The organism is Thiohalorhabdus sp. (assembly GCF_046545655.1).
Lineage (GTDB): Bacteria > Pseudomonadota > Gammaproteobacteria > Thiohalorhabdales > Thiohalorhabdaceae > Thiohalorhabdus.
Genome location: NZ_JBKGZG010000013.1, coordinates 42,136 through 48,653, shown reverse-complemented (window position 1 = coordinate 48,653; position 6,518 = coordinate 42,136). Strand labels below are relative to the sequence as shown.

Annotated in this window: 5 protein-coding genes; all 5 read left to right on the top strand. The window is 69.6% G+C overall.

Translation table 11 applies throughout. From position 1 onward, the window contains the following. Positions 1–219 precede the first annotated feature (219 nt). The 5 genes from ACLFRB_RS04825 (at position 220) to thiC (ending at position 6,414) form a co-directional block, all read left to right on the top strand. Positions 220–1,374 carry a nitrous oxide reductase family maturation protein NosD gene (locus tag ACLFRB_RS04825; protein ID WP_411067870.1) on the top strand — a complete coding sequence of 385 codons (1,155 nt, stop codon included), beginning with the start codon at positions 220–222 and terminating at the stop codon, positions 1,372–1,374. Further along, a complete protein-coding gene (locus ACLFRB_RS04820) occupies positions 1,371–2,312 on the top strand; it encodes an ABC transporter ATP-binding protein (RefSeq protein WP_411067869.1) in 942 nt (313 codons plus the stop codon). The genes ACLFRB_RS04825 and ACLFRB_RS04820 overlap by 4 nt, the downstream gene beginning before the upstream one ends. A gap of 151 nt (positions 2,313–2,463) precedes the next feature. Further along, positions 2,464–3,297 carry an ABC transporter permease gene (locus tag ACLFRB_RS04815; RefSeq protein WP_411067868.1) on the top strand — a complete coding sequence of 278 codons (834 nt, stop codon included), beginning with the start codon at positions 2,464–2,466 and terminating at the stop codon, positions 3,295–3,297. Between the two features lie 84 nt (positions 3,298–3,381). After that, positions 3,382–3,921 carry a nitrous oxide reductase accessory protein NosL gene (locus tag ACLFRB_RS04810; RefSeq protein WP_411067875.1) on the top strand — a complete coding sequence of 180 codons (540 nt, stop codon included), beginning with the start codon at positions 3,382–3,384 and terminating at the stop codon, positions 3,919–3,921. Positions 3,922–4,524: 603 nt separating this feature from the next. Then, the gene (gene thiC / locus ACLFRB_RS04805) at positions 4,525–6,414 is read left to right on the top strand and encodes a phosphomethylpyrimidine synthase ThiC (RefSeq protein ID WP_411067867.1); all 1,890 of its coding nucleotides are present in this window, start codon (positions 4,525–4,527) and stop codon (positions 6,412–6,414) included. Positions 6,415–6,518: the final 104 nt, after the last annotated feature.

Sequence of the window (6,518 nt, the reverse complement as noted above, 5' to 3'; positions counted from 1 at the left end):
CCCCGGTAGGAGCAGCCACGGGCCGCGACATGGTATGCCTCCGTGGCCGGATCGCGGCCACTGGCCGCTCCTACAACGCCCCCCTTTGAACGTATTGGTCTTTCCAACGGAGGCGAGCCAGTGCCCAATCCGGCACCGATCCTCGGCCTGATCCTTCTAGCGGCAGGGGCCGCCTCTTCTGCATGGGGCGCCGAGCTCCGGCCGAAGCCCGGGGAGTCCTTGCAGGGTGCAGTGGAGCGAGCCGCGGAGGGGGACACGCTGATCGTCCCGAAAGGCACCCACGCTGTGGACAATCTGCGGATCGATAAGGCCCTGACCCTCACCGGGTCGGAGGCCACGGTGCTCGACGGCGGCGGCTCCGGCGACGTGATCCGGGTGGCGGCCCCGGGCGTGACTTTACGCGGCCTGGAGATCCGCCATTCCGGCATGGACCTCGACGAGATGAACGCCGGCGTCTTCGTGGAGGAGGCGGCCACCGGAACCCGCATCGAGGACTGCTTCATCGATCGCACGGCCTGGGGCATCTGGGTGGACGGCGCCGCCTCCCCGGTGATCCGCGACAACCGCATCCACGGCAACACCGAGGTGGTCTCCCCGGATCGCGGCAACGGCATCCAGCTCTGGAGCGTCTCCGGCGGCCTGGTCACGGGCAACGAGATCTGGGAGACCCGCGACGGCATCTACATCGAGGTTTCCCACGGCGGCAACGTGCTCCACGACAACCACCTCCACCACCTCCGCTACGGAGTCCACTACATGTACTCCCACCGCAATGAGGTGACCAACAATCGCACCCATGACACCCGGGCCGGCTACGCCCTGATGATGTCGGACAACCTGGAGGTCCACCACAACCGCTCCGCGGGCGACGAGGACTACGGCCTCCTGCTCAACTACGTGAAACAGAGCGCCATCCACCACAACCGCGTGGCCCCGGGCCCGGAGAAGTGCGTCTTCGTCTACAACGCCCAGCGCAACGACCTCCACCACAACCGCTTCCGGGGCTGTGAGGTGGGCATCCACCTCACAGCCGGTTCCTTCCACAACCGCATCCATGAGAACGCCTTCCTGCACTCCCGCAACCAGGTGAAGTACGTGGGCAACCGCGAGCAGGAGTGGTCGCGGGACGGGCGGGGCAACTACTGGAGCGACTACCTGGGCTGGGACACCGACGGCGACGGCATCGGCGACGTGCCCTACCGCCCCAACGACTTGGTGGACAAGCTCATCTGGAAGTACCCCCTGGTCCGTATCCTCATGAACAGCCCGGCGGTGCAGAGCCTGCGCTGGATCCAGCAGCAGTTCCCCGCCCTGCGCGGCCCCGGCGTCACCGACCGCCACCCCCTCATGGATCCGGGAGGAGTGGCCCCATGAACCGCACCCGGCAACCGGAATCGCCGGCCGCCGAGCTGGAGGGAGTCGGCAAGCGCTTCGGGCGGTTGGAGGCAGTGCGAGAGATGGATCTGACCATCCCCCGGGGCCGGATCCTGGGCCTGCTCGGCCACAACGCCGCCGGCAAGACCACGGTCATGAAGATGCTGCTCGGCATCCTCGCCCCCACCACGGGGCGGGTGCGGCTGCTCGGCGGCGAGCCGCGGGGGGCCGAGGGGGCCCGCATCCGTCGCCGGGTGGGCTATCTGCCGGAGAACGTGGCCTTCTACGACCAGCTCACGGGTGCCGAGGTGCTTGCCTTCTACGCCGACCTGAAGGGTGTGGATCGGCACCAGTGCGGGGCCATGCTGGAAGAGATGGGCCTCGCCCACGCCGCCGACCGCAAGGTGCGCACCTATTCCAAGGGCATGCGCCAGCGCCTGGGCCTAGCCCAGGCGCTGCTGGGCGAGCCCGATCTCCTGATGCTCGACGAGCCTACGGTGGGCCTGGACCCCCAGGCCACCGAGGAGCTCTACGCCCGCCTGGGAGCCCTCCGCGCGGGCGGCACTACCGTGATCCTCTCCTCCCACATCCTCGCCGAGATCGAGGACCGGGCCGACACCCTGGCCATACTCGGGCGGGGGCAGTTGCTCGCCCAGGGGGGCCTTCGCGAGCTGCGCCGACGGACGGGGCTGCGGCTCCGCATCCGGGTCCACGGGGAAGGCTTGGGGGGCCTGAAAGCGGCGCTCGCCGCCATGGAGGGGGTCACGGCTGAGCCGGACGGCACCGGGCTGACCGTGACCTGCGGCGAGAAGCGGAAGCTAGCAGTGCTGCGGGAGGTCACCGCCGCGGGAGAGCGCGTCCAGGACGTGGACATGGCCCCGCCCTCGCTGCCGGACATCTACAGCCATTTCGGCCTCGCCGGAGAGGGCGCCCGTTGATGGCCCGCTTCCCCATGCCAGCGCTCTTATGGGAGCGGCTACCGGCCGGGACTTCCCGCGGTAGCGCATTTGTCGCGGCGTCCGGCCGTCCCCGCAGCCCCTTGGGAGAGGAATGCGGCCCCCTCCCCGACCGAACCGGATAGGAAGTGCGATGAGCCCGATTCTCGCTCTGGCCCGGAAGGAGCTTCGCGACGGCATCCGCAACCGCTGGGTGCTGGCGGTGTCGCTCATGCTGGCCCTGCTGGCCCTGGGACTGGCCTACTTCGGCTCGGCGCCGAGCGGCCAAGTAGGCTTCACCCCCATGGGCGTGACCATCGCCAGCCTCACCAGCCTGGCCATCTACCTGATTCCCCTGATCGCCCTAGTGCTGTGCTACGGGGCCATCGTGGGCGAGCGGGAGGCCGGCACCCTGCTCCTGCTGCTGGGGCACCCCCTGCAGCGCTGGCAGATCTTCGTTGGCAAGTTCCTGGGACAGGCGGCCGTGCTTTCCCTGTCCATCCTCCTGGGCTTCTCCGTGGCCGGCGCCCTGCTGGCGGTGCTCGCGCCCGAGGCCCGGGAGCCCGGCGCCTGGTCGGCCTTCGCCCTGTTCGTGGCCAGTTCCATCCTCCTGGCCCTGGCCTTCCAGAGCCTGGCCTACGTGGTCTCGGCGGCCGTGGCCGAGAAGACGCGCGCCGCGGGCCTGGCGCTGTTGCTATGGCTCATCTTCGTGCTGATCTTCGACCTCCTCTTGCTGGGCCTGCTGGTGGCCACGGAGGGCGCCATCGGCGGCGGGGTGTTCCCCTACCTCCTGCTGCTCAACCCGGCGGACGCGTACCGGCTGCTCAACCTGACCGGCTTCGATGCCGTGGCGCTGAGCTCCGGGCTGGCGTCGGTGGTCCCGGAGGCCCTGTTCTCCCGGTCGCTGCTCCTCGGGGTCCTGGCTGCCTGGACGGGGGTGCCCCTGGCCCTGGCCGCCTGGCTGTTCAACCGGGGGGAATCGGCCTAGGGCCGGCCCCTCTTATTTGCATGCGCCCCCGGTGAGCGGGGGCAGCGAACGAGCAAGCCCCGGGAGGGCAAGGAGCCCATCGTGATGCGCCCCATCTGGTCTTTGCTTTTCTTTCTCCTCCTGACCGCCTGCAGCGGCGGTGGACAGGAGGCCCCACCCCCGGAGCCGCAGGCCCCCGACCGCTCCGCCGCTTGCGCGGTATGCGGCATGACGGTGGTGGACTACCCGGGCCCCAAGGCCCAGATCTTCCTTCAGGACCGGGAAGGCCCGGAGCACTTCTGCTCCACCCGCGACTTCTTCGCCTACCTCCTGGAAGAGGACGGCCCGCGGGACCACCAGATCGCCGGCATGTACGTGCACGACATGGCCCGGGTCGACTGGGAGCGTCCCCACGCGGAAAAAGAGGCCGCCTGGATCCCGGCGCGCGAAGCCCACTATGTGGTGGGCAGCGACCGCCGTGGCGCCATGGGCCCCACCCTGGCCCCCTTCGCCGACCGGTCCCAGGCCGAGGCGTTCGCGGCCGAGCACGGCGGGGAGATCCGGCGCTTCGGGGAAATTGAACGGGACCTGGTGGCCGACCTCCCCGGTGGCGGCCCCGCGCAGGGCGAGCACGGGGGACACTGACCGCGGGCGCACTTGAACGCCGCTCCTGCGCGCCGCGCCAGGTGCCCCTTGGTCCCGACTGCATCGGTGCCCTCTTCGCGTACCCCACGGTTCCACCTCGGTCGGGGACCTGCTTGCCTAGGACAAAAGGCTGCGGCAACATGGGCGGCTACCACTCGGGGGAGCCGGTGCGACCGGCTGAGAGGTCCCACGAAGCCTGCTGAGAACCGTCGAAAGGAAGGCCGGCTGCAAGGCACACACCGCCGCTCCGTTTCGCCAAGCAAAGTCTTGGCGGGCGCGCTGAAGAGCACGCACCGCGCAGCGACTGAAGCATACCTAATCAGGTAGCTGAAGGAGCGAGCAGTGCGCAACGCAGCAGACGGCCTCCGCAACAGGTTCTCTGCAGGCTTCTGGGCGGGACGACCCTTGGAACCTGAACCGGGTAATACCGGCGCAGGGAGAGTGCGGCAACCGTACGGCTTCGTTTCGCGGCCTCACCCGGGCCCTTTCGTCCCCGTTCCGCCCCTGCCGTATTCCGCCCGCCCAGCGGCCACACCGGCTTCCTCCTTGTCCGCAACCGCGTTTACGAGCCGCCGGCTTGTCCGGCCGGGGGAGGAAGCAGCCATGAGCACCCATACCGAAGCCCTGCAGCAGGGCCCCGCCCGCGTAGCGGACGAGGTCCGTCGGCCCTTCGCCGGCAGCCGCAAGATCCACGTCACCGGCAGCCGCCCCGATCTGCGCGTGCCCATGCGCGAGATCGCGCAGTCGCCCACGCCCACCCAGTTCGGCGCCGAGGACAACCCGCCCATCACCGTCTACGACACCTCCGGGCCCTACACCGACCCGGACGCCGACATCGACCTGCGCCAGGGCCTGCCGGACGTGCGCGCCGCCTGGATCGCCGAGCGCGGCGACAGCGCGGAGCTCGATGGCCCCACCTCCGCCTTCGGTGCCGAACGGCGCGCCGACCCGGCCACCGCCGGGCTGCGCTTTGCCCACCTGCGCACACCGCGCCGGGCCACGGAGGGCGCCAACGTCACCCAGATGCACTACGCCCGCCGCGGCATCGTCACCCCGGAGATGGAGTACGTGGCCATCCGGGAGAACAACCGCCTGGCCGAGATGCGCGAGGCCTACGAGACCGCCGGGCTGCTGGCCCAGCACCCCGGGGAGGCCTTCGGCGCCCAGCTCCCGGAGGAATTCACGCCGGAGCTCGTCCGCCAGGAGGTGGCGGCCGGCCGCGCCATCATCCCCGCCAACATCAACCACCCGGAATCGGAGCCCATGGCCATCGGCCGCAACTTCCGGGTGAAGGTGAACGCCAACCTCGGCAACTCGGCGGTGACCTCCTCCATCGACGAGGAGGTGGAGAAGATGATCTGGGCCATCCGCTGGGGCGCGGACACGGTCATGGACCTGTCCACCGGCAAGCACATCCACGAGACCCGCGAGTGGATCCTGCGCAACAGCCCGGTGCCCATCGGCACGGTGCCCATGTACCAGGCCCTGGAGAAGGTGGACGGCAAGGCCGAGGAGCTCACCTGGGAGCTGTTCCGCGACACCCTCATCGAGCAGGCCGAGCAGGGCGTGGACTATTTCACCATCCACGCCGGCGTGCGCCTGCCCTACGTGCCCATGACCGCCAAGCGCAAGACCGGCATCGTCTCGCGCGGCGGCTCCATCATGGCCAAGTGGTGCCTGGCCCACCACCGGGAGTCGTTCCTCTACGAGCGCTTCGACGAGATCTGCGAGATCATGAAGGCCTACGACGTGGCCTTCTCCCTGGGCGACGGCCTGCGCCCGGGCTCGGTGTTCGACGCCAACGACGAGGCGCAGATGGCCGAGCTTCGCACCCTCGGCGAGCTCACCGAGCGCGCCTGGGCCAACGACTGCCAGGTGATGATCGAGGGACCGGGCCATGTGCCCATGCAGCGCATCAAGGAGAACATGGAGGCGGAGCTGGCGGACTGCAGCGAGGCGCCCTTCTACACCCTGGGCCCGCTGACCACGGACATCGCCCCCGGCTACGACCACATCACCTCCGGCATCGGCGCCGCCAACATCGGCTGGTACGGCACGGCCATGCTCTGCTACGTGACGCCCAAGGAGCACCTGGGCCTGCCCAACAAGCACGACGTGCGCGAGGGCATCGTCACCTACAAGATCGCCGCCCACGCCGCCGACCTGGCCAAGGGCTTCCCCGGCGCCCAGGTGCGCGACAACGCGCTCAGCAAGGCGCGCTTCGAGTTCCGCTGGGAGGACCAGTTCAACCTGGGGCTGGATCCGGACAAGGCCAAGGAGCTCCACGACGAGACCCTGCCCCAGGACTCCGCCAAGGTGGCCCACTTCTGCTCCATGTGCGGCCCGCACTTCTGCTCCATGAAGATCACCCAGGAAGTGCGCGACTACGCCGCGGCCCAGGGCGTGGACAGCGAGACCGCCCTGGAGGAGGGCATGAAGGAGAAGGCCGAGGAGTTCCTGGAAACGGGCGGCAAGCTCTACCACCAGCAGTAGGAGCGGCCGTCCCGGCCGCGACCACCCGAACAGGCCCGCCAAATGGCGGGCCTGTTCGCGCTCCCTACCCCCAACCCCCCTGACACCTCGCCCCTGACGGGCTA

Bases quoted from the DNA above. Each gene is read 5' to 3' on its own strand.
- ACLFRB_RS04820 (WP_411067869.1), top strand. From the start codon at position 1,371: ATGAACCGCACCCGGCAACCGGAATCGCCGGCCGCCGAGCTGGAGGGA.
- ACLFRB_RS04815 (WP_411067868.1), top strand. From the start codon at position 2,464: ATGAGCCCGATTCTCGCTCTGGCCCGGAAGGAGCTTCGCGACGGCATC.
- ACLFRB_RS04810 (WP_411067875.1), top strand. From the start codon at position 3,382: ATGCGCCCCATCTGGTCTTTGCTTTTCTTTCTCCTCCTGACCGCCTGC.
- thiC (WP_411067867.1), top strand. From the start codon at position 4,525: ATGAGCACCCATACCGAAGCCCTGCAGCAGGGCCCCGCCCGCGTAGCG.